This window comes from Chelatococcus albus, from assembly GCF_030067675.1.
GTDB lineage: Bacteria > Pseudomonadota > Alphaproteobacteria > Rhizobiales > Beijerinckiaceae > Chelatococcus_A > Chelatococcus_A albus.
Genome location: NZ_JASJEV010000003.1, coordinates 62,957 through 82,975 on the forward strand (window position 1 = coordinate 62,957; position 20,019 = coordinate 82,975).

Genomic DNA, 20,019 nt, shown 5'->3' on the forward strand with positions numbered 1-20,019 from the left:
GTCGGCGCCGGCGGAGAGCCATCAGAGGCCCAGCACCTGCTCGGCCGGCGTGTAGGCGAGATGGTGCGCCTCCGCCACGGGCTTGCAGGTGATCCTGCCGTCGTGGACGTTGAGGCCCGCGCGCAGGTGCGGGTCGTCGGCCAGCGCCTGGCGCCAGCCCTTGTCGGCGAGCGCGATGGCGAAGGGCAGTGTCACGTTGTTCAAGGCGAAGGTGGAGGTGCGGGCGACGGCGCCGGGCATGTTCGCCACGCAGTAGTGCACGATGCCATCGACCATGTAGGTCGGGTTCGAGTGCGTCGTCGGCTTCGAGGTCTCGAAGCAGCCACCCTGGTCGATGGCGATGTCGACGACGACAGCTCCGGGCTTCATCGTCTTCAGCATCTCGCGGGTCACGAGCTTGGGCGCGGCCGCGCCGGGAACGAGCACGGCACCGATGACGAGATCGGCGCGCCGGACGAGCTGGGCGATGGCGTCGCGCGTGGAGAAGATGGTGCGCACCTGGCCGCCGAACTGGGCCGCGAGGCGCCGCAGCACGTCGGCCGAGCGGTCGACGACGGTCACGTTCGCCCCCATGCCGACGGCGATGGTCGCCGCATGCGTGCCCGACACGCCGCCGCCGAGGATCACGACCTCCGCCGGCGGCACGCCCGGCACGCCGCCGATGAGGACGCCGCGGCCGCCCTGCGCCTTCTCGAGGCAATGGGCGCCGACCTGCGGCCCCAGCCGCCCGGCGACTTCCGACATGGGCGTCAGCAGCGGCAGGCCGCCGTTGGTGCCCGTCACCGTCTCGTAGGCGATGCAGGTGGCGCCGCTCGCCATCAGGTCCTTGGTCTGTTCAAGGTCGGGGGCGAGATGCAGATAGGTGAAGAGCACCTGCCCCGGCTTCAGCCGCTTGCGCTCCTCGCTGAGCGGCTCCTTGACCTTCACGACCATGTCGGCTTCGCCGAAGATGCGATCCGTGCCTTCGACGAGGGTAGCGCCCGCGCTCTCGTAATCACCGTCCGTCAGGCCGGCACCCGCTCCCGCGCCGCGTTCCACCAGAACCGCGTGGCCATGGTGGACGAGCTCGGCCACGGACGAGGGCACGAGCCCGACGCGATATTCGTTGTCTTTGATCTCCTTCGGCACACCGATGCGCATGGCCGCCTCCTCCTCGGGGTTGTCTCGACATCTCAGCTTCGCGCGCGGCCTGTGCATTTTCTCGCCAAAGATGACCTGCCTTCGGCGAAGCAATCGCATATCATGTCTCGATCGAAGCTTTTCACCGCATAGTCTGCGACCCATGATCCAGGACGACCGAGACCGCGCCATTCTGCGGATTCTGCAAGCGAACGCGCGCATCACCAATGCCGAGCTCGCCGAGCGCGTGCACCTGTCGCCTTCAGCCTGCTTGCGACGCGTGCGCGCGCTCGAGGAGAGCGGCCTCATCCGCGGCTACACGATGCAGCTCGACCCGAAGGCTGCCGGCTTTCCGGGTACCGCCTTCGTCATGATCGCCCTCGACCAGCAGGGGCGTGCCTCGCTCGATGCCTTCGAGGGGCAGGTGATGAAGCATCCCGAGATCCTCGAATGCCACCTGCTCGCTGGCGCGCACGACTATCTCGTGCGCGTCGCCTACCGCGACTCGGCCGACCTTGAGCGCATCCACGCCGAGATCCTGACGCAGCTCCCCGGCGTCACCCGCGTGCAATCGACACTGACCCTGCGCACGGTGAAGCGCACCACCGCGCTGCCTGTGTGAGCGGAGCCTCAGGCGAGCGGCAGGCGCCCGAGCCGCTCGATGATGAGGTCGTAATAGCCGTCGGCGTCGATGCCGCGCATGACGGTGGCGTTCCTCGGCCGGTCGGTGACACCCCACCAGTCGATCACCGTCATGCCGGCGGTGAGCGCGCCCGCCGTCTCGATCGCGACATTGACATGGCGGCCCTGGAAGAGCTCCGGCTGCAGCAGATAGGCAACCGTCGTCGGGTCGTGCAGCGGGCCGCCGTCCGTGCCGTACTTGCCCTCGTCGAAGCGTTTGGCGAAGCTGAGGAGCGCATGCACCGCCATCGCGACGGGCGTACCGAGCGCGCGCAGCCGCTCGAGCCGCGCCGCCGTCGTCAGCGCCAGATGCGTCACGTCGAGCGGCATCATGACGAGAGGGACGCCGGCGGCGACCACCTTCGCCGCGGCCTCCGGGTCGACATAGACGTTGAACTCGGCCGCGGGCGTGACGTTGCCGCCCTCTGACATCGCCCCGGCCATCCACACGATCTCGCGCAGGCGCCCGGCGATGCGCGGCTCCCGGGCAAGGGCGAGCGCGATGTTGGTGGCCGGGCCGAGCACACAGAGCGTCACACTGCCCTGGGGCCTGCCCATTACCGTCTCGACGATGAAATCCGCGGCGTGCTTCTCGCCGAGAGCCAGCGTCGGCTCCGGCAGGTCGCAGCCGTCGAGCCCCGTGCGGCCGTGGACGTATTCGGCCGTGACGAGGGGGCGCACGAGCGGCCGGTCGGCGCCGGCGAAGACCGGCACGTCGCGCCGTCCCGACAGCTCGACGATCTTGCGCGCGTTCACCTGGGTGAGGGAAAGGGGCACATTGCCGGCGACCGTCGTGATGCCGAGCACCTCGAGTTCCTCGGGCGAGGCGAGTGCGAGGAGAATGGCGACACCGTCGTCCTGCCCGGGGTCGGTGTCGATGATGATGGAACGGCGCATGTTTCGTGGCTGCCCTGCAACGTGGAGACCCGCCGCCGCGGCGGAATCATCCGCACGATAGCACCGCCCGCACGCAGGGCGCAGGGCGCCTGGCCCGTAGCTGGGCTCGCCTGCCGAGCCGTGCTTCGGATCAGAGCCCTTGTCATCGCCGCCCGGCGGCGCGACATATGCGCGACCTGCGCATGAGGTCCGAATCCGTGACGATCGACACTTCCGACATTGCCACCCTGCCCTTCGAGAAGGCGCTCGCCGAGCTCGAGCAGATCGTCTCGCGCCTGGAGCGGGGCGACGTGCCGCTCGAGGAATCGATCGCCATCTACGAGCGTGGCGAGGCCCTGAAGAAGCACTGCGAAGCGCTGCTGAAGAAGGCGGAGGCGCGCATCGAGAAGATCACCCTCGGCCCGGATGGCCGGCCGAAGGGTACGGAGCCCCTCGACGTCGAGAGCTGAGCCGCCCCGGCAACGGGCCATGGTTCCGACCCGGCAGCGCGCCGCGTCAGGGAATGCGCCATGAACCGGCTGCCCGACGAGCCTCTGCTCATCGGTGATCGTTCTGAGCCGCATCGGCTTCTCGCATTCAAGCCCGGCAACCGCACATCACCGTGGGCGCGGAAAGGCCGGCGCGCTTCCTCATGCGCGGCGGTGCACCCACGGACGGCCCCCGCCATATCTCGTGGATCGTCCTCTTCTCGCACCAGGAGAGCATCTACCAGGCGAAGCCCGACTGGTCCGCCGGCCGCGTTACGGCGATGTCCGGCGGGACGGAGTTCATTCCGCCTCCGCAACGATGAGCGCGAATGGCCGCGACGACCCGGCCCTTTGACCGGAGGACGCCAAGGCCGTATTTCCTATTCCGAAGAATTCAAAGGGAGGCTGGCGGGATCGGTCCGCGCCCTCCGATTGCGTCATTGACGAGGACACGACCCTCTTGCCCGTCGCGACCCCCCTCCTCGATACGATCGGCACGCCCGACGACCTGCGTCGCCTGCCTGAACATGCCTTGCGGCAGCTTGCCGACGAGCTGCGCGCGGAGACGATCGACGCCGTATCCGTCACCGGCGGACATCTCGGCGCGGGCCTCGGCGTCGTCGAACTGACGGTGGCGCTCCACTACGTCTTCGACACGCCGCATGACCGCCTGATCTGGGACGTCGGGCATCAGGCCTATCCGCACAAGATCCTCACCGGGCGGCGCGACCGCATCCGCACCCTGCGCAAGGGCGGCGGCCTCTCGGGTTTCACCAAGCGCAGCGAGAGCGAGTACGATCCCTTCGGCGCGGCCCACTCGTCGACATCGATCTCGGCCGGCCTCGGCATGGCCGTGGCGCGCGATCTCGCGGGCGAGAAGCGCAACGTGGTCGCCGTCATCGGCGACGGCGCCATGTCGGCCGGGATGGCCTACGAGGCCATGAACAACGCCGGCGCGCTCAACGAGCGGCTCATCGTCATCCTCAACGACAACGACATGTCGATCGCGCCGCCGGTCGGCGCCATGTCGGCCTATCTCGCCCGCCTCGTATCCGGCGGCACCTACCGGACGCTGCGCGAGGCGGGCAAGCAGCTCGCCAGGCGCCTGCCGAAGTTCTTCTACGAGAAGGCGCAGCGCGCCGAGGAATTTGCCCGCGGCTTCTGGACAGGCGGCACGCTCTTCGAGGAACTGGGCTTCTACTATGTCGGTCCGGTGGACGGGCACAATCTCGACCACCTCCTGCCCGTGCTCAAGAACGCCCGCGACGCCGAGGCCGGGCCGATCCTCGTCCATGTCGTGACGCAGAAGGGCAAGGGCTACGCCCCCGCGGAGAACTCGGCCGACAAGTACCACGGCGTCGTCACCTTCGACGTCGTCACCGGGGCGCAGGAGAAGCCGAAGGTCAACGCTCCGAGCTATACGAAGGTCTTTGCCGAAGAACTCGTCAGGCAGGCGCGCAGGGACGAGCGCATCGTCGCCGTCACCGCGGCCATGCCCTCCGGCACCGGGCTCGACCATTTCGGCAAGGAGTTCCCGAAGCGCTGCTTCGACGTCGGCATCGCCGAGCAGCATGCCGTGACCTTCGCCGCCGGCATGGCCACCGAGGGCTACAAGCCCTTCTGCGCCATCTATTCCACCTTCCTGCAGCGCGCCTACGACCAGGTGGTGCACGACGTCGCCATCCAGAAGCTGCCGGTCCGCTTCGCACTCGACCGCGCCGGCCTCGTCGGTGCCGACGGGCCGACGCACGCCGGAGCCTTCGACGTCGCCTATCTCGGTTGCCTGCCGGAGATGGTGGTGATGGCCGCCGCGGACGAGGCGGAGCTCGTGCATATGGTGGCAACCGCCGCCGCCTACGACGACGGCCCTATCGCCTTCCGCTATCCGCGTGGCGAGGGCGTGGGCGTCGACATGCCGGCCGAGGGCAGGCCGCTCGCCATCGGCAAGGGGCGCATCGTCCGCGAAGGCACGCGAGTGGCGCTCCTTTCCCTCGGCACGCGGCTCGCTGAATGCCTCAAGGCCGCCGAGACGCTGGAGGCGCGCGGCCTCTCGACGACGGTGGCCGACGCGCGCTTCGCCAAGCCGCTTGACCTCGACCTCGTGCTGCGCCTCGCGCGCGAACACGAATGCCTCGTCACCGTCGAGGAGGGGTCGGTCGGCGGCTTCGGCAGCTTCGTGTTGCAGGCGCTCGCCCTCAACGGCGTGCTCGACCGCGGCCTGAAGGTGCGCCCCATGGTCCTGCCGGACGTCTACATCGACCACGACAAGCCCGAGCGCATGTACGCCAAGGCCGGGCTCGACGCGGCCGGCATCGTGGCGACCGTTTTCGCCGCGCTCGGCAGCGAGGTCGCGGCCTTGACGGCGTGAGGCGGAAGGGGCCGGCCCGCGACCGGCGGTGGGCTGCCGGGAACGATCGTCCCGAGGTGGAGTTCGTGCGGCTTCTTCCTTGCACACCTATTCTTCCCACCGGGACATCGGACACCCTGACGGAAACGCTTGCTCGTTCATCATTGCTGGTCGTGTCCGCCTTCACCCTCTTCGAGATACACACCGTCATCTGGCCGGCGAAGGAGCCCGCTCTCCTCGACGATCTCGCCAGACTTCTCGACGGCTTTCCCTTTGAAACGGCCCCCTTCGATACCGCGCAAGCGGAGATTGCCGTCGCCGCCTACAAACGCTTCGGCAAGGACACCGGCCATCCGGCGAGGCTCAACCTTGGCGATTGCGCGTCCTACGCCCTCGCCATGTCGCTCGACGCGCCGCTGCTCTATAAGGGCAACGACTTCTCGCAGACGGACGTGCGTTCGGCACTCACCGCTTGAGTATAAGGGGCCATGCGCAAGCGCGCCGATCTCCTCCTCGTCGAGCGCGGCTTCTTCGACAGCCGCGCCAAGGCCCAGGCCGCCATCGCGGCCGGTCTCGTGACCGCGGACGGACGCCCTGTGCGCAAGGCCTCGGAGGAGATCGCTCCCGGGGCCGCCATCACGGCCGAGCCGGCCCACCCTTACGTCTCGCGCGGGGGCGTCAAGCCCGCTGCCGCCCTCGACACCTTCGGCATCGATCCGGCGGGCAGGACCTGCCTCGACCTCGGCGCCTCCACCGGCGGCTTCACGCAGGTACTCCTGTCGCGTGGCGCGGCGCGTGTCTTCGCGGTCGACGTCGGCCACGGCCAGCTGCACCCGTCGGTCGCGGCCGATCCGCGCGTCCTCGCCCTGGAGGACACGGACGCCCGGCGCCTGACACGCGACGACATTCCCATCCCCGTCGACCTCGTCGTTGCCGATGTGAGCTTCATTTCGCTCGCGCTCGTCCTGCCGCCGGTTCTCGGGCTCTGTGCCGAGGAGGCGGCGCTCGTCGCCCTGATCAAGCCGCAGTTCGAGGCCGGCCGCGCCCATCTGCGCAAGGGCATCGTCCGGGATAGGGCGGTGCACGAGGCGGTCTGCGCCGACATCGCGGCCCATGTGCGCGCGCTGGGCTTCGCCGTCCTCGGCGTGATCCCATCGCCCATCGCCGGCGGCGACGGCAATCGCGAGTTCCTCATCGCAGCACGCAGGGAGAAATAGGCCGGGTGCCCGAGCGCCTCACCATCACGCGCCTCGGCGTCCGCGGCGATGGCATCGCCGAGACAGCCGGATGGACGGTCTACGTGCCCTTCGCCCTGCCCGGCGAGGTTGTGACGGCCGAGGTCGCCGGCGAGCGCGGCCGCCTCCTCCGCGTTGAGGAGGCCGGGCCCGGACGTCGCGAGCCCGAATGCCCCCTCTTCACCCGCTGTGGCGGCTGCGCCATGCAGCATCTGGCCGAGACGCACTACCGCGCCTGGAAGCGCGACGGCGTTCTCGTCGCCTTGCAGCGGGCAGGGCTCGACGCGCCGGTGGCCGACCTCGTCGACGCCCACGGCGAGGGCCGGCGACGCGTGACCTTCCATGCCCGCCGCGTCGACGGCGAAACCCACATCGGCTTCATGGCGGCGCGCAGCCACGCCCTCGTGCCCATCGAGGCTTGCCCCGTGCTCTCCCCCGGCCTCGCGCGGGCGCCAGCCGCCGCGCTGGCGCTCGCCCGCCTGCTCGAAGGAAGCGGCAAGCCGCTCGATTTCCAGGTGACGGCCACGACCGCCGGCCTCGATCTCGACATCCGCGGCCTCGGCGCCGTGAAGGACATCCTGCGCCAGGCCCTCGTCACGGCGGCGGAGCGGCTCGATCTCGCGCGGCTGTCCCTGCACGGAGAGGTGCTCGTTGAACGCCGGCCGCCGGCCATCGCCATGGGCCGGGCCGTCGTCGTGCCGCCCGCGGGCGGCTTCCTGCAGGCGACCGCCGCCGGGGAAGATGCCTTGGCCGAACGGGTCACCGCCGCCTGCAGCAAGGCCAAGCGCATCGTCGATCTCTTCGCCGGCTGCGGGCCCTTCGCCCTGCGCCTCGCCGAACGGGCCGAGGTTCACGCAGTGGAAGGCTCCCCCGAGGCGCTCGTCGCGCTCGACCGTGCCTTCCGGGCGACACCCGGGCTCAAGCGTATCACGACGGAAACCCGCGATCTCTTCCGCCGGCCGCTGCTGCCGCCCGAACTCGATCGTTTCGACGCCGTGGTCTTCGACCCGCCCCGAGCCGGCGCTGAGGCGCAGGCCCGTCAGATCGCCGCTTCAAAGGTGCCGTTGGTGGTCGGCGTCTCCTGCGACGTGGGGACCTTCACACGCGACGCGCGCCTGCTGGTCGATGCCGGCATGCGGCTCGTCGAGGTCGTACCGGTTGACCAGTTCCGCTACTCGCCGCACGTCGAGATCGTCGGCATCTTCCGTCGCCCTGACTCACATGCCCGCGCCCGGGGCGGGCGGCGCTGAGGAATGGCCGGAGACGCCGCTCGGCCCCCTGCTCCTGACAGCTTCGTTGAAACTGAATGGCAGCTCTGTGATCATATTCACATGGAACTGCCGGCCAATGACATGGCGGGCTGCGGCCGTCTCTGAGAATGGAGGCGGCCAGAGACAAGGAGCGGCTGTCCGCCCTCATCGCGGCGATGGGACGGGCCGCGCGAGCGCTTCTACCTACCCATTGCACAGATTTCAGAAGAGCCGGCGGCACCTGCCGATCGGCCGGTGGGAGGGAAAAATGAGAACCGTCTCCGTTGCCCGATTGATTGGCCTCGGCGTCATGATGCTCGCGGTCCCCGCGGGGCAGGCCATACCGCATTCGGCCAATCTGCCGATCAGCGTCGGCGACATCATGCGGGCTCTCGGCGGGAAGGTCTGCACGACGCGAACCGGCGCCAAGTTCATCTTCGGTCGCGACGGGCAATATGCCTACGATGGTCTGTGGAAGAACGGGGGACACTTCACGGCGGGACGTGGCGCGATCACCGTGACGCTGGACAGCGGAATGGAAAGGGAATTCGCACTCTCAAGAAGGGAAGGCGTCATTTACATGGAACAGACCGCGCTTTCCTGCCGGGAACTGGGCCGCGATCAAGAGCTAACGGGCTGAAGGGCCGCCACCCGGCGGGACGGCGGCCCCTGCGCCGCCTACTTCACCCTTTCGATTTTGGTGACGGTGAGGGCGCCGTTGACGCGGTCGGCCTCGAACCTGACCTTGTCGCCGGCCTTGACCGTCTTCAGGAGCGCCGGGTCCTGGACGCGGAAGACCATTGTCATGCCGTCCATGTCGAGGTTCCTGATCGGCCCGTGCTTGAGGGTGAGCTTGCCGGCGCCCTCGTCGACCTTCTGCACCGTGCCGTCGACGGGCGCGGCCTGGGCCAGCGCCGGAACCGGCAGGGCGGCGAGGAGGGGGGCGGCGGCGACGGCCGCGGCGAGGATCGTCTTGCGCATGGGGGACTCTTTCTGCTGCGAGGGCTGCTGTCGGATTGGCCTGTGCCGGGCGGGTGGGGTCACCGCACGACGATGGTGCCCTTCATGCCGGCCTCCAGGTGGCCGGGGATGAGGCAGGCGTATTCGAAGGTGCCGGCCTTGCTGAAGCGCCAGACGATGTCGCCGTTCTGCCTGGCCGACAGGCGCCTGGCGTTGGGGTCGTCGTGCTCCATGTCCGGGTTCTTCTGCATCTGAGCGGCGTGGGCGCGGTTCTCCTCCACGGTGCCGATGACGAACTCGTGCTCGTTCTCGCCGTTGTTCTTCATGGCGAAGCGGATCTGCTCGCCCTTCCTCACCTTGATGCGGTCCGGGATGAAGAGCATCTGGCCGTCGCCTTCCTTCATGACGATCTGGACGACGCGGGCGGGCTTCTTCGGGTCACCGGGCTCGCCGAAGGCGAAGCCGTCGCCGTGCCCGGCGGCGCCGGGCACGGCGAGGGCCGCGGCGCCGCCGGCCGCCGTGATCGCGGCGACGAGCGCCGCACTGCTCAGCTTGCGAAACATCAGGTTGCGTCTCCATCGTCAGTGTTGACCGCCGTGGCCGCCCTTGGAGGAGCCGGGCTTGACCACCTTCATTTCGACCGCGTCCTTCGACGTCGTTGCTTGCCCCGCCGGGCGGGAAGCTTCGGCAACGGAGCCCTTGTATTCATAGGCCACCGTTCCCTCCGGGTGCTTGAACCAGCCCGGATCCTTGTAGTCGTCGCGCGCCAGCCCATCGCGCACCTTCAGGACGGTGAACATGCCGCCCATCTCGACCGCGCCGAACTGGGCGAAGCCCGACATCATCGGCAAGGTGTTTTCCGGCAGTGGCATCTCCATCTCGCCCATGTCGGCCATGCCCGCGCTGCCCATGGGCATGTAGTCGGGCGCGAGCTTGGTGATCTTCCTGGCGACATCCTTCTTGTTGACGCCGATGAAGGTCCTCACGTTGTGGCCCATGGCGTTCATGGTGTGGTGCGACTTGTGGCAGTGCAGCGCCCAGTCGCCCTCGTACACCGCGTCGAACTCATAGGCGCGCATCGCGCCGACGGGGATGTCGACCGTCACCTCCGGCCAGCGCGCACTCTCCGGCACCCAGCCGCCGTCCGTGCAGGTCACGGCGAAGTCGTAGCCGTGCATGTGGATCGGGTGGTTCGTCATGGTGAGATTGCCGACGCGCACGCGCACCCGGTCGTTCTTGCGCACGACGAGCGGGTCGATACCCGGGAAGACCCGCGAGTTGAACGTCCACATGTTGAAGTTCGTCATCTCGGCGACCTTCGGCACATAGGACCCGGGCTCGATGTCGTAGGCGGCGAGCAGGAAGACGAAGTCGCGGTCGACACGCATGAAGGACGGGTCGCGCGGGTGCACGACGAAGTAGCCCATCATGCCCATGGCCATCTGCACCATCTCGTCCGCATGCGGGTGGTACATGAAGGTGCCGCTCTTCTTGAGCTGGAACTCGTAGACAAAGGTCTTGCCCGGCTTGATGTGCGGCTGGGTGAGCCCGCCGACGCCGTCCATGCCGCTCGGCAGGATCTGGCCGTGCCAGTGGATCGTCGTGTGCTCCGGCAGCTTGTTGGTGACGAAGATGCGCACCTTGTCGCCCTCCACCGCCTCGATGGTCGGTCCGGGCGACTGGCCGTTGTAGCCCCACAGATGCGCCTTCATGCCGGGCGCGAATTCACGCACCACCGGTTCGGCGACGAGATGGAACTCCTTCCACTCGCCGTTCATGCGCCAGGGCAGTGTCCAGCCGTTGAGGGTGACCACCGGCTGGTAGTCGGGCCCGCTGGTCGGGTGAAGCGGCGGCTGCATCACCGCCTCCTTCATCACCGGGGCTTCGGGAATGCCCGCCGCTGCAGCGCGCCCGCTGACGACGCTCGCCCCGACGAGGGCAAGACCGGAGGTGCCGAGGAAATTTCGACGCGACATCATGATGGCATCTCCTCTCTTACTCGGCCGCCGCGCCGGCGCTGCGCGGCGCTTCGCCCGCGCCGCCCCCGCCCCCGCCGCCGCCGATGAGCGCCGACCTGAGATCGGTGTCGGCGATCCAGAAGTCGCGCTGGGCTTCGATGGCGGTGACGGTGCTGGCGATCCTGGCCCTGGCGTCCGCCAGAAGCTCGAACACATCGATGATCATGGCGTTGTAGCGGAGCTGGCTCTCGTCCGAGATCGTCTTGCGCAGCGGCAGCACCTGGTCGCGATAATGCGCGGCGAGATCGTAGGCGCCGCGATAGAGCTGGTAGGCCTCACGCGCTTCGGACCGGATATTGACCGCCTTCTCCGCGAGCCGGTTGACCGCCTGCATGTAGCGCTCCTGCGCGTCACGCACGCGCGTCTCGCCGCCGTCGAAGATCGGGATCTCGAAGCCGATCTCGAACCCGCGGCGGAAGGTCTTGTCCTTCTCGGGCTCGGATCCGCCGGCGGTCTCGCGCACCGACTTCGTGCGCTCGTAGCTGCTCAGGCCCGCGAGCTCGAGCACGTTGACGAAGCGCGTGGCGTTGGTGAGTCCATACGCCTTCGCCAGCGTCTCGAGCTCGAGGCGGGCTATCTGCAGGTCGACGCGCTTGCGCACGGCATCCGCCTCTGCCGCCTGCAGCGTCCAGGGCCGGCGCGGCAGCGCCGGAAGCGCCGCAGGCAGCCTGAAGGCGACGTCGCTCCCCCACAGTCCGAGCACGCGTGTCAACCGCTCGCGCTCGGCCTTCTGGCGCTGGCGCGCCTGCCCGAGCTGCGCCGCGACCTCGGCATGGAAGGCATGCTCGCGCGCCTGGTCGAGCTTGCTGGCCGCGCCCGTTTCGCCGAGCTTCTTCGTGAGGTCGGAGGCAGCCTCCGCCGAAAGCTGCGCCTGCTGCAGGTAGCCGACGACCTGGCCGGCGGCCACCGCCCGGTAGTAGCTGCGCCGCGCCTCCCCGACGACGGTCAGCGTCTCCTGCGCCGCCCGGAGCTGCGCCTGGCGGAAGAGCCCTTCGGCGATCTCCTTGCGGGCCGGCAGGGTCAGGAGCGCGAGGAGATTGGCAACGACGCGCCGCTCGATCTCGAGCTCGAGGTTGCCGCCGAGCCGCGAGAAGGAGAAGGCGGGGTTCGGCGGCAGGCTCGCTGCCACGAACTCGGCCTCCGAGATGCCGAGCGCGTTGTACGCCGCCTGCAGGCCGCGGTTGTTGAGAAGCGCGACCTGCACGGCGCTGTCGGCCGTGAGGGGCTTCTGCAGCAAGGCTGCGACGCGCGCGCGGGCGGCGGCGGCATCGGCCTCGCTGCTGATCTTCACGGTCTCCTTGCCGAGTTCGCCGCGCACGATGGCCTGGGTCGGACCGAGCCCGCCGTCGGCGGAAAAGGTCTGGCAGCCGCCGACGATGAGCGCGGCGCCCGCCGACGTGAGGAGGCTCCGCCTGGCCCTCGACGCCGAGCGCAGATGCGTCAGCAGCCTCGCGGCCCAGAAGTACCGTCCCGAGCGCCGCACGACGGCTGGTTGGGTGACTGTCATTGGTTCGTGTCCGTCAAGTTGTCGAGCAGCCGCCGGATCGCGCGTACTCGCGCCATGCGATCCCTGGCGGCGCGATCTCATTGCCGCTGGTCGTCTGCGCCCGGAGCCATGCGCCGGTTCTGCTCCTCCCACGACCCGGGCGAGACAGGTTTCTGCGGCGTGTAGCCGCCGAGCACGGGGGCATAGCTCGCGGCGGACGTGCGCTGCGCCGGATCCGAGGGATCGCGACCGACGAGGGGGGCGGCGGATGGCAGGGAGGCGCAGCCCGTAAGGCCCGCGGCAAGCAGGATTGCGGCGACGATCCGCATGAATGAGCTCCAAGTTCGACCTGAAAGGCGCCAACGCGTCGGGGCATGCGCGTTTCTCGGGCCCAAGGCCCCGTGACGCGCCGCCGGATCACTCCCGTGCAGTGATCACGCGTTCCGACTGAATATTGACGCTCGTGTTCCATCGCGGCCGCGACGCCAGCCGCAGCCCGCGGAAGGACGGTCCGTCCTTATCCGCGCAGGCGCGATCTCGGAGGCCTGTCGAGCTCGAAGGGCAGGCCGATCGGCAGCATGGAGAGCAGGAGCGGTCCGCGTTCGCGCTGCTCGCGCGCCAGCGTGAGCGGCGCCTCCCCGAAAAGCTCGGCAAAGAAATGGCAGGCGGAGGTTCCGCAACACGCGCTACCGTCGCCGTGCCGGACACCGTCCTCATGGCGGCCGGCAGCCGGATCGACCTTGCCACCGCTGCAGTCGACCGCGGCCGCAGTCGCGCCGTGCACATGGCCCGCGAGCGGCATCCTGGCCATGGACTCCCCGCCCAGGACCACGACAAGCGCGGCGAGTACCATGGCGACCAAGGCGCCGAGGATGAGCGTCGTCTTCTGCACGGTTGTTCCGAATCGGCGGCCCGAACCAGCTTTGCTCCATAGAACGTTGCCATATGGCAAGGTCAAGGCAGCTTTCGAGGAAGGGGACCGCTGGGTCCAGCCTTGCCTATAGCCATGGAAGCGTCGGCCCGCTGTGACTTTCCTCACCGCAGCACTGTCCGTTCTGCGAACGACGCGCGCGCCTTGGCGGGACGGCGCAGATCGAGGGAAAGTCCTGCAGGGGCGCGGATGATCCCGGCTCCGGCTCGGCTCCGCAGCGACGGTGGCCTTGCCGAAGCAAGACGTGCAGCCGCCGCCACGCCGCTTACGCCGCGCTCGCCTCCGTGCTGCGAGGGGCGCCGCCACGATAGATGCAGCCTTCAGCCTGGCCGGGCGTGCCGCGCGATACGACAACCTGATCGAGACCGGTGATTTTCGGCGCCAGATTCGCCCAGATCCAGCGGGCGATGTTCTCGAGCGAGGGATTCGCAAGCCCCTCGATTTCGTTCAGATACTTGTGATCGAGCGAGACTCGCACCGCCTCGATCTCGCGGTCGACCTCATAGAGGTTCGCCGCCCAGCCGAAGGTGGGGTCGGGCTCGCCACGCAGGCCGACCCTCACCAGGAAGGTATGTCCGTGCAGCCCCGCGAACGGCGGCAGCGCGTGCGCCGCTTCGAAGGTGAATTCCTTGTAGGTCTCGATCACGCCGCCGGGGAGCACTGGCCTACCTTTCATTCGATCGGACATACCTAACAAATCATGATCGGAGCCCGCAAGCCGCGTGTCAATTTCAACGCAAGTGCGCATAAAGCGGCAATTAATCACAAAATAAAATCATTTCACCCGCAAGAGCCAGGAAATGTTCCCCACATATCTCAAATTGTAAGCATATGTATATTGTTCATTTGAATTTTTGGAGTAGGCTATGTGACGTATCATGGTATGCTTGGAGGATCGACAATGGGCCGCCTGCACGCTCTTGGAGCCGCCATCGGCTCTGTCGCAGTATTGCTGTTCTCGTTTGGCTTCGCACTCGCGCAGGACGCGCCGCTGGCCAGGCCGACCGAGAAACCGATTCTGACGATTTCCGGCAAGATCACGGTCACGAACGCCACCGGCGCCGCCCAGTTCGACCGTCAGATGCTCGAGGCGCTGGGCACGGCGTCCATCAAGACCAAGACGCCCTGGTATCCCGAGCCCGTGCAGTTTGAGGGGGTGCCGCTCGCCAAGCTCATGAAGGCGGTCGGAGCCGAGGGCCAAACCGTCGTCGCCACCGCCCTCAACGACTATTCGGCGGAAATCCCGATACAGGATTTCACCGCCTACAACGCGATCCTCGCCCTGAAGCGAGACGGCAAGTACATGCCCGTACAGGACAAGGGTCCGCTGTTCATCATCTATCCGTACGACAGCAACCCCGAGCTCAACACACAGAAGTTCTATGCCCGCTCCGTCTGGCAGGTGAAAAGCCTCGTCGTGAAGTAACACGAGGACCAACGACGGACCTTGCGGTCGGTAACATGGTCAGATCAATCGCCCCCCGCAAGGTCCAAATGCTCCTGGCGCTCGCCATCGGCGTCTTCGTCGCTGCCGCGGCCTATCTCTCCTATCTCATAATCGAGCGGCACCGCGCGCTGGAGAGCATATCACGGTACAACATTACCTTTACTGTCGCCCAGGGGATCAACGAGTTCGTCCGCTTCGAGCGCAGCCTCGATGCCTATGCGCATGGCGACGTCGACAAGGACGAAGTGCAGCTGCGCTATGACATCCTCTCCAACCGGCTGCGCCTCTTTCGCGACAGCGAATTTCGCGAATTCACGGACCTCTCCCCCGATCGGGAGGCCCTGGTCGCCGACCTGGAGAGGGCCTACCGGGAGATCGAGCCGCTCGTGCGCGACATCGACCAGCCCGGCGCGCGCCGGCAGATCCTTGCCATTCTGGATCCGCTGCAGCCGCGGCTCGTCGGCCTCGGCTCCCAGGCCAACCAGTACGGCGGGCAGCTCGCCGCCCGGGATCAGGCCGAGCTCTTGCGCCTGCAGTGGCTGTTCTCGGCCCTCGTCGCCGGCCTCATCGGCTCCGGCGCCTGGCTCATTGTCCTGCTGCTCACGCACAACAGCCTCCTGACCCGGGCTCACAACGAACTCCGGGCCGTGACGGTCAATCTGCGGCACCAGGAGGAGATGCTGCGCACGCAGAACAATCTCTTCGACGCAGCGCTCAACAACATGTCACAGGGCCTGTGCATGTTCGATGGCGGACACCGCCTCATCGTCGCCAACGAGCGCTATGCCTGGATGTATGGTCTGCCGCCGGGCGAGCTGCGCGCGGGGATGACCCTGCGGGAGATCCTGGAGCGGATCGTCGCGCACGACATCTGCTCGCAGGAAGGCGCCGACGAGCTTTTCACCAATCATCAGGCTGCCGGCGACCTGACACGGCCGGCCGGCTTCCTTCACACCCTGCGCGACGGCCGCATCATTGCCGTTTCCCAGCGCGCCATGCCCGACGGCGGCTGGGTCGCGACCTACGAGGACATCACCGAGCGCCAGCGCACCGAGGCGCGCATTGCCTATCTCGCGCGCCACGACGCGCTGACGAAGCTGCCGAACCGCATCGTCTTCCACGAACGCGTGGCTCAGGCCCTGGCCCGAGCCCGGCGCCACGGTGACCAGCTCGCCGTGCTCTATCTCGATCTCGACCACTTCAAGAATGTCAACGACACGCTGGGCCATGCCGTGGGCGACGCGCTCCTGCGCAGCGTCGCCGAGCGCCTGCGGAGCGTCATCAGGGAGGAAGACACGATCGCCCGCCTCGGCGGCGACGAGTTTGCAATCGTCCAGCTCGCCATCAAGCATCCCGCGGACGCGGGTCAGCTCGCGCGCCGGATCGTGGAGGCGCTCAGCCAGCCCTTCGACCTCGGCGACCACCAGGTCCTCATCGGCACGAGCGTTGGCATCGCCGTCGCCCCGGCGAACGGCGAGGACGCCGATCAGCTCATGAAACATGCCGACATCGCCCTCTACGACGCGAAATCCGAGGGGCGCAGCACCTATCGCTTCTTCGAGCCGCAGATGGATCAGCGCCTGCAGGCGCGTCGCGCGCTGGAGCTCGACCTGCGCGGCGCCCTGGAGCATGGTGAGTTCGAGCTGCACTTCCAGCCGCTGGTCAATCTCACCAGCCGCAAGATCATCTGCTTCGAAGCGCTGGTCCGCTGGGCTCACCCGGAACGGGGCCTCGTCCCTCCATCCGAGTTCATCCCGGTCGCCGAGGAGATCGGTCTCATCGTCCCGATCGGCGAGTGGATCCTGCGTCAGGCCTGCAGCGAGGCCATGCACTGGCCGGAGGACATCAGCGTCGCGGTCAACCTGTCGTCGATCCAGTTCCAGCGCAGCAACGTCGTGCGGACCGTGTCGCAGACACTGCTCGAAACCGGCCTGCCGGCGAACCGACTGGAGCTCGAGATCACCGAGACGGTGCTGCTGCAGGAGAGCGACGAGACGCTCACGAGCCTGCATGCCCTGCGAGCCCTCGGCGTCAGGCTGTCGATGGACGACTTCGGCACCGGCTATTCGTCGCTCAACTACATCCGGCGCTTTCCCTTCGACAAGATCAAGATCGACCAGTGCTTCGTGCAGGACGTCGCGACCAATAAGGATTCGCTCACCATCGTGCATACGATCGTCGCCCTCGGGCGCAGCCTGGAGATGACGACGACCGCCGAGGGCGTCGAGACTCAGGAGCAGCTGACCATGCTGCGCGCCGCCGGCTGCGCCGAGGCGCAGGGCTCGCTCTTCGGCATGCCGACCCCGGCCTCGGGCGTCGCCGCCCTGCTTCAGAAGCCCAACCCGGTGCCCGATATCCGTTCCGGGCGATGACGCCGGGGCGCCGGGCGGCCCTGCCCGTCGCGCTGCAAGCGCCCGGCTCGATCCATGCCGCGCATGCCACCCTGCCCCGCGATGCGCCGGGCGCAGTTTACCGGCGGCGCAAGATCTGCTTGCAATCGTCGGCGACGCTCCCGCCGCCGAACGGCCCGCCCGACATGCCCCTCGATAGCCTCATCGCCCGCCTTGCGCAGATCGTCGGCGAACAGCACCTCCTGACGCGCACGGAGGACATGGCGCCACACTTGCGCGAATGGCGCGACCTCTATCGCGGCGCGGCGCTCGCCGTCGTCAAGCCCGGCGCGACGCAGGAAGTCGCGGCGATCATGCGCCTCGCCACGGCCGAGCATCTGCCCGTCGTGCCCCAGGGCGGCAATACGGGCCTCGTCGGCGGCCAGATCCCCGACACGAGCGGCACCATGCTCGTGCTCTCGCTCCAACGCCTCGACAGGGTGCGCGAGGTCGATCCCCTGACCGACACCATGACGGTCGAAGCGGGCGTCACGCTGCAGCGCGCCCAGGAGGCGGCGGAGGAGGCCGGCCGGCTCTTTCCGCTGTCGCTCGCCTCCGAGGGCTCCTGCACCGTCGGCGGCAACATCGCGACGAATGCCGGCGGCACCGCCGTCATCGCCTACGGCAACACGCGCGATCTGGTGCTCGGGCTCGAGGTGGTGCTCGCCGACGGGCGGGTCTGGAACGGCCTCGGCAAGCTGCGCAAGGACAATACCGGCTACGACCTGAAGAACCTGTTCGTCGGCTCGGAGGGCACGCTGGGCATCGTCACGGCCGCCGTCCTGAAGCTCTTCCCGCGCCCACGCTCACGCGCCACAGCTTTCTGCGGCCTCGCCTCGCCGGCCGCCGCCCTCGATCTCCTTACCCTCGCCAAGCGGCGTGCCGGCGGCGCGGTCACAACCTTCGAGCTCATGCCACGCATCGGCCTCGACTTCGTCCTGCGCCACGCCCCCGGCACGCGCGATCCCCTCGCCGCGGCCCACCGCTGGTATGTGCTGATCGAGCTTTCCTCGCAGCTCGACGGCGGCATCGACGACAGCCTCGAGGCGATCCTGGGCGAGGCCATCGAGGTGGGTTCGGTGGAGGATGCGGCGCTCGCCTCCTCGCTCGAGCAGCGCGCCGCCTTCTGGAAGCTGCGCGAGGCCCTGTCCGAGGTCCAGCGCCACGAGGGCGGCTCCATCAAGCACGACGTTTCCGTGCCCGTGGCCGAGGTGCCCGCGTTCCTTGCCGAGGCGACAGCGGCGGTCGAGGCCTGGATGGCCGGTTGCCGCGTCGTCGCCTTCGGCCATCTCGGCGACGGCAACATCCACTACAACGTCAGCCAGCCGGTCGGTGCCGACAAGGCGGCCTTCCTCGCCCGCTGGGATGAGTTGAACAGCCTCGTGCATGGCATCGTCGCCCGCTACGCTGGCTCGATCTCGGCAGAGCACGGCATCGGCCGGCTGAAGCGTCACCTCCTGCCCGAGGTCAAGGACCCGGTGGCCCTCGCCCTCATGCGCGATCTCAAGCGCACCCTCGATCCGGACGGCATCCTCAACCCGGGCGCCGTTCTGTAGCCCGCCGCGCGCAGGCCAACTGCCATGGGGGGCGCGAGCATGGCCCCTCCCCCTCCTTCCGGAAGTCGCGAGGTGGTCGCGCAGGATCCACGAGCGGTTCCGGCGACGGATGCGATCTCCCGGCGGCCGGCACCTTCCGTACAGGAGCCGTTCAGGCTCGACCTGCTGTTCTGGCCGCGGCGACACGAACCAGGGAGATCCCGATGTGCGGTCCTCCGCTTCTCGCAGGCGCTGCCCTGGTCGGCTTTCTCGGCCTCGCCGCCATGGCGGCGCAACCCGCCGAGGCACGCACCGTCTGCCGCAGCGAGCGCGTCTGCGCGCGACCGCCCCTCGTCCGCGAGGGCGTGAGGGTCTGCCGCGTCGTGCGCCCGGCACCCCATGTCGCCCCGCGCCGCGTCTGCCGCACCTACTGAGCGCTCAATCGTCGAAGGCGAAGAGGCTCGCCTGTTCCGGCAGAGCAAGCCGGCGGCCGCGCGGGGAGATGGGGACGCCAGCCGGGCGCGGGCTGTCGCCGTGAGAGTCCCCGTCCCGAATGGCGGGCGCCTGAACGGAAGGATCGTCCGTCACCGCCTTGTTGACGGCGGGGCCAACGGCGATCACCTCCAGGAGATCATCCGGCGCCGGCCGAACCAGGGCAAGCGCCTCCTCGAGCCTGGTCGACGTGACGTCAAGCCAGGGACCAAAGGCAGTCTCGCCGAGGATCACAGGCATCCGATCATGCAAGGAAGCCAGCGTCCCGCTGGCGGTCGTGGTAACGATCGCCATGGTATCGATCTCGCCGCCGTCGGGCGCCGCGTAGGTCTCCCAGATCGCCGCGAAGGCCATGAGGGCCCTGTCGCGCCGGCGGATCATGAACGGCGCCCGGCGGCCACCATTCTCGCGCCGCCATTCGTAGAAGGCGTCCGCCGGCACGAGGCAGCGGCGATGGCGAATGCTGGCGCGAAAGGCGGGCTTCTCCGCAACCGTCTCGCCGCGGGCGTTGATGATGCGCGGGAACTCGCCCGGATCCTTTACCCAGGCGGGCAGCAGGCCCCAGCGTACCAGCATGAAGCGCCGGCGGCCGCCCTCCTGGCGGACGATGCCGACGGGTTGCGTCGGCGCGACGTTGTAGCGGGGCGGGAAATTCGGGTGGTTGGCATAGCCGAACATGGCCCGCACCTGCTCGGGAGTATGGGTCAGCGCGAAGCGCCCGCACATGGCTCGACTCTTGCCCCGATCCTCATTGCGCGCACCAG

22 protein-coding genes are annotated in these 20,019 nt (G+C 68.4%); 12 read left to right on the plus strand and 10 right to left on the minus strand.

All coding sequences use genetic code 11. The features are described from left to right. Positions 1–21: 21 nt before the first annotated feature. Positions 22–1,140 (minus strand): alanine dehydrogenase, encoded by a 1,119-nt coding sequence (gene ald / locus QNA08_RS05925; RefSeq protein ID WP_283739768.1) that lies wholly within the window; start codon positions 1,138–1,140, stop codon positions 22–24. Positions 1,141–1,282: 142 nt separating this feature from the next. Here ald and QNA08_RS05930 point away from each other — a divergent pair, with 142 nt between their 5' ends. Then, positions 1,283–1,741 carry an Lrp/AsnC family transcriptional regulator gene (locus QNA08_RS05930; protein WP_283739769.1) on the plus strand — a complete coding sequence of 153 codons (459 nt, stop codon included), beginning with the start codon at positions 1,283–1,285 and terminating at the stop codon, positions 1,739–1,741. A gap of 8 nt (positions 1,742–1,749) precedes the next feature. Here the strand turns inward: QNA08_RS05930 and QNA08_RS05935 are convergent, their stop codons facing one another. After that, positions 1,750–2,697 (minus strand): nucleoside hydrolase, encoded by a 948-nt coding sequence (locus QNA08_RS05935; protein WP_283739770.1) that lies wholly within the window; start codon positions 2,695–2,697, stop codon positions 1,750–1,752. Between the two features lie 182 nt (positions 2,698–2,879). Here QNA08_RS05935 and QNA08_RS05940 point away from each other — a divergent pair, with 182 nt between their 5' ends. From QNA08_RS05940 to QNA08_RS05965, 7 genes are all read left to right on the plus strand, one after another. Next, positions 2,880–3,146 carry an exodeoxyribonuclease VII small subunit gene (locus QNA08_RS05940; RefSeq protein ID WP_283739771.1) on the plus strand — a complete coding sequence of 89 codons (267 nt, stop codon included), beginning with the start codon at positions 2,880–2,882 and terminating at the stop codon, positions 3,144–3,146. A gap of 146 nt (positions 3,147–3,292) precedes the next feature. Next, positions 3,293–3,487, plus strand: a complete 195-nt coding sequence (locus tag QNA08_RS19025) for a pirin-like C-terminal cupin domain-containing protein (protein ID WP_422679872.1) — start codon at positions 3,293–3,295, stop codon at positions 3,485–3,487. Between the two features lie 137 nt (positions 3,488–3,624). Continuing rightward, the gene (gene dxs / locus QNA08_RS05945) at positions 3,625–5,532 is read left to right on the plus strand and encodes a 1-deoxy-D-xylulose-5-phosphate synthase (protein WP_422679865.1); all 1,908 of its coding nucleotides are present in this window, start codon (positions 3,625–3,627) and stop codon (positions 5,530–5,532) included. 65 nt (positions 5,533–5,597) lie between these two features. Next, positions 5,598–5,987 carry a type II toxin-antitoxin system VapC family toxin gene (locus QNA08_RS05950; protein WP_283740079.1) on the plus strand — a complete coding sequence of 130 codons (390 nt, stop codon included), beginning with the start codon at positions 5,598–5,600 and terminating at the stop codon, positions 5,985–5,987. Between the two features lie 12 nt (positions 5,988–5,999). Continuing rightward, entirely contained in the window at positions 6,000–6,728 is a 729-nt protein-coding gene (locus QNA08_RS05955) for a TlyA family RNA methyltransferase (RefSeq protein WP_283739772.1), read from the plus strand. Between the two features lie 5 nt (positions 6,729–6,733). Continuing rightward, a complete protein-coding gene (locus QNA08_RS05960; protein ID WP_283739773.1) occupies positions 6,734–7,996 on the plus strand; it encodes a class I SAM-dependent RNA methyltransferase in 1,263 nt (420 codons plus the stop codon). A 268-nt stretch (positions 7,997–8,264) separates the two neighbouring features. Then, entirely contained in the window at positions 8,265–8,636 is a 372-nt protein-coding gene (locus tag QNA08_RS05965; RefSeq protein WP_283739774.1) for a hypothetical protein, read from the plus strand. Between the two features lie 38 nt (positions 8,637–8,674). Here QNA08_RS05965 and QNA08_RS05970 read toward each other — a convergent pair whose 3' ends face one another. The 7 genes from QNA08_RS05970 to QNA08_RS06000 all read right to left on the minus strand — a co-directional run bounded on the left by QNA08_RS05970 (position 8,675) and on the right by QNA08_RS06000 (position 14,037). Beyond that, on the minus strand, positions 8,675–8,977 hold the full coding sequence (locus QNA08_RS05970; protein WP_283739775.1) for a copper-binding protein: 303 nt from the start codon (positions 8,975–8,977) through the stop codon (positions 8,675–8,677). Positions 8,978–9,036: 59 nt separating this feature from the next. Next, the gene (locus QNA08_RS05975; RefSeq protein ID WP_283739776.1) at positions 9,037–9,519 is read right to left on the minus strand and encodes a cupredoxin domain-containing protein; all 483 of its coding nucleotides are present in this window, start codon (positions 9,517–9,519) and stop codon (positions 9,037–9,039) included. An 18-nt stretch (positions 9,520–9,537) separates the two neighbouring features. Continuing rightward, positions 9,538–10,935: a multicopper oxidase family protein gene (locus QNA08_RS05980; protein ID WP_283739777.1), complete on the minus strand. Its 1,398-nt coding sequence runs from the start codon at positions 10,933–10,935 to the stop codon at positions 9,538–9,540. Between the two features lie 16 nt (positions 10,936–10,951). Then, positions 10,952–12,481: a TolC family protein gene (locus tag QNA08_RS05985; protein ID WP_283739778.1), complete on the minus strand. Its 1,530-nt coding sequence runs from the start codon at positions 12,479–12,481 to the stop codon at positions 10,952–10,954. A 77-nt stretch (positions 12,482–12,558) separates the two neighbouring features. Then, positions 12,559–12,789, minus strand: coding sequence for a hypothetical protein (locus tag QNA08_RS05990; protein WP_283739779.1), 231 nt, complete (start codon positions 12,787–12,789; stop codon positions 12,559–12,561). Between the two features lie 188 nt (positions 12,790–12,977). After that, positions 12,978–13,352, minus strand: a complete 375-nt coding sequence (locus tag QNA08_RS05995) for a hypothetical protein (protein WP_283739780.1) — start codon at positions 13,350–13,352, stop codon at positions 12,978–12,980. Positions 13,353–13,656: 304 nt separating this feature from the next. Beyond that, the gene (locus QNA08_RS06000) at positions 13,657–14,037 is read right to left on the minus strand and encodes a 6-pyruvoyl trahydropterin synthase family protein (RefSeq protein ID WP_283739781.1); all 381 of its coding nucleotides are present in this window, start codon (positions 14,035–14,037) and stop codon (positions 13,657–13,659) included. A gap of 255 nt (positions 14,038–14,292) precedes the next feature. On the opposite strand from QNA08_RS06000, the gene QNA08_RS06005 reads away from it, so the two are divergent. From QNA08_RS06005 to QNA08_RS06020, 4 genes are all read left to right on the plus strand, one after another. After that, positions 14,293–14,817 (plus strand): putative pterin-binding protein, encoded by a 525-nt coding sequence (locus QNA08_RS06005; protein ID WP_283739782.1) that lies wholly within the window; start codon positions 14,293–14,295, stop codon positions 14,815–14,817. Positions 14,818–14,885: 68 nt separating this feature from the next. Continuing rightward, the gene (locus QNA08_RS06010) at positions 14,886–17,210 is read left to right on the plus strand and encodes a putative bifunctional diguanylate cyclase/phosphodiesterase (RefSeq protein WP_283739783.1); all 2,325 of its coding nucleotides are present in this window, start codon (positions 14,886–14,888) and stop codon (positions 17,208–17,210) included. A 164-nt stretch (positions 17,211–17,374) separates the two neighbouring features. Then, the gene (locus tag QNA08_RS06015) at positions 17,375–18,784 is read left to right on the plus strand and encodes an FAD-binding oxidoreductase (RefSeq protein ID WP_283739784.1); all 1,410 of its coding nucleotides are present in this window, start codon (positions 17,375–17,377) and stop codon (positions 18,782–18,784) included. Positions 18,785–18,987: 203 nt separating this feature from the next. Further along, positions 18,988–19,197, plus strand: coding sequence for a hypothetical protein (locus QNA08_RS06020; protein ID WP_283739785.1), 210 nt, complete (start codon positions 18,988–18,990; stop codon positions 19,195–19,197). 4 nt (positions 19,198–19,201) lie between these two features. On the opposite strand, the gene QNA08_RS06025 is transcribed toward QNA08_RS06020, so the two are convergent. Continuing rightward, on the minus strand, positions 19,202–19,981 hold the full coding sequence (locus QNA08_RS06025) for an SOS response-associated peptidase (protein ID WP_283739786.1): 780 nt from the start codon (positions 19,979–19,981) through the stop codon (positions 19,202–19,204). Between the last annotated feature and the right edge of the window lie 38 nt (positions 19,982–20,019).